At 63.9% G+C, this 2,894-nt stretch carries 1 protein-coding gene; it reads left to right on the forward strand.

Features of this window, described 5'->3' with window-relative positions; translation table 11 throughout:
- The coding region (locus ACTXPP_RS13990; protein WP_443342704.1) for a condensation domain-containing protein at positions 1 to 2,894 on the forward strand (2,894 nt) is incomplete at both ends.

The raw sequence follows: 2,894 nt of genomic DNA on the forward strand, positions 1-2,894 counted from the left end.
AATTCGTTACCCGGGCCCGCCGGGCTGGACATGAGTTCACTGCCGCCGACGTGTTCTCGGCCCGCACTGTCGGCTCCCTGGCGGGCATCGCCGACGACAATGCGCAGTCCGACCAGGACCGGGTCGTACTGGACCCGGTGGACAGTTCTGTCCTCCTGCCCATCGCCGCGCGCAAGGCGGGGACACCGGGCTTCGCCCACTTCACCCAGGCGTTCACCTGGACCACCCCACAACGACTGGGCACCGATGACGTGACCCGTATCCTCACGGACGTCACCGACCAGCACCCCGTGTTCTCCGGGACACTGGTCCGGGACCACACCGGATCATGGTCCTTGAACACCGGATCCACGTCCGTAGACCCCGCAGACTCTGTGACGGTCTCCACCCGCATCCGTACCGTGCATACTTCTGTCCCCTGGGACTCGGACCAGTGGAAGCGACAGCATGACGACATCGTCACCGACATGTCGACCACCCTGGACCCGGAACACGGCATCCTGTGGGCGGCCACCCTGGTGACCTCGGACACTGACACTACCGGCCGACTAATCATGGTCATCCACCACCTCATCGTCGACGGCGTGTCCTGGCGCATCCTCACCGACGACCTCACCCACACCTGGGACCGCTACGTTCATGGCACCGCTACCCCGCTTCCCACCACCGGAACCTCGGTGACCACCTGGGCGCACGCCCTGGCAGCCCGGGCAACTGATGAGGACGTCACCGACCAGCTCGACTACTGGATGGCTGCCACCTCCGGCGACGATCCGCTGCTCGGCGTCAGGGGCCTCGACCAGACCACCGACACCCGCGACACCGCCGATGCGGTCCACATCCACCTGGACCAGGACACCACCACGGCGGTGCTGACCCGCCTGCCGGAACTACTCACCGCCGATGTCAACGACATCCTCCTCGGTGCCCTGACCGTCGCTCTCGGGGCATGGCAGTCCCGCCGCGGCATCGACCACCGCAACGCCCTGATCGGGCTAGAAGGCCACGGCCGGGAAGAATCTTTCGTCCCCGGCGCTGACCTGTCACGCAGCCTCGGCTGGTTCACCACCTGGTACCCGGTGTCGGTCTCCACCGACACCGTGGACCCGACCACCGCCCTGACAGAACCGACTGCCGCTGCTGATGCTGCCCTGCGGGTCAAAGAACACCTCGCTGGCGTCCCGGACAAGGGTCTCGGCTACGGACTGCTGCGTCACCTCAACACCACCACTGGCTCCGCGCTGTCTGATGGGAATGCTCCGCAGATCGGGTTCAACTACCTCGGTCAGTTCACCAGCGCATCGCCTACCGCAAGTGCCACAGATGACAACACGACCTGGTCTGCTGCTCCGGAAACAGGCGGCATGTCCGGGCACAGCGATCCCGATTCCCCGCTGCCGGCGGTGGTGGACATCAACGTGTCCGCCACCGGCTACGCCGGCCAGCTAACCATCAACGGCACCGCAGCCTTCGCCGCCGGGATCCTCACCAACTCCGATGTCACCGAACTGGTGGACCTGTGGACCCAGACCCTGCGTACCCTCGCCACCTACGCCGATCAGACCGACACCCCCCGCTTGTCACCGTCCGATGTCCTGGCAACCGGAACCACCCAGGAAGATCTGGACCAGTGGACGGAACGATACGGCCGTCTCCGCGATATCTACCCGCTCAGCCCCCTCCAGCAGGGCCTGGTCTTCCATGCGGCGCTCACTGATGCTGGGGATAATTCCGGCGCTACCGGTGCGGACATGTACGTCGTCCAGAGCACCCTGCGTCTGTCCGGGGCCGCTGACCCCGACCGCATGTCCACCGCCCTATCAATGGTTCTACGGCAGTACCCGAACCTCACTGCCGCCATAGTCCCCGACCAAGACGGCAGCTATACCGCAGTGCTACCCGACCACGTCGACTTCCCCCTGGACTACATCGATCTCAGAACCGCCAGTACGTACCGTGGACAGACACTCGGTAATAATGTCGACACCGCCACCGCACAGGTCACCGACATCCAACGGACGATCCCCTTCAACCTGGCCGAACCCCCGTTGCTGCGGATGGCACTGGTCACCGACGGGGAAACCACGGGGCTGGTGCTGACCAAGCACCATGTTCTCAGCGACGGCTGGTCCACCCCGATTCTGCTCACCCGTATCCTGGACTGCTGCAACCGCCCCCAAGGACAGCCCTCCCCCGATCACACCTACCGCGACTTCCTCACCTGGCTGGACAGTCGGAACCACCAGGACTCCATCGACACCTGGTCCGACATCCTGTCCCGCGTCGACGAACCCACCCTCGTCGGCATCCCCGGAACCACAGCGACTGACTTCCCCGAGTGCCTGGACCACGAACTCACCGCTGTCCTGACCGATCGACTGACCACCACAGCCCGGGACAACGCGGTGACCCTGTCCACCCTGGTTCAGTCCGCCTGGGCGACAACCCTCAATGCCATGACCGGACAGAACACCGTCACCTTCGGTACCACCGTCTCCGGACGTCCGACAGACATCGACGGCATCGAAAAAGCCGTAGGCTTGTTCATTAACACCCTCCCAGTACCAGTCACCTTCACCGGAAACCCGACATGCACCAGTGTTCTCCACCAGGTCCAGGGCACCAACACCAGACTGCTGGACCATCACCACACCCCACTGACTGACCTCCAAAAAATCGTCGGGGTAGGCGACCTTTTCGACACCCTTGTCGCCTACGAAAATTACCCAGTCTCCCCCGATACCCTTGCAGCAAAGAATGCTACCGATGGCACCAGTGGCGGACTGTCGGTGGTTGAATTCAGCGGTCGTGACTCCACCCACTATCCGATCACCATCGCAGTACTTCCCGGTGACACACTCCGATTGCGGATCACCGCACACCCCGAAGCCATT

This window comes from Candidatus Corynebacterium faecigallinarum (assembly GCF_052264515.1).
GTDB lineage: Bacteria > Actinomycetota > Actinomycetes > Mycobacteriales > Mycobacteriaceae > Corynebacterium > Corynebacterium faecigallinarum.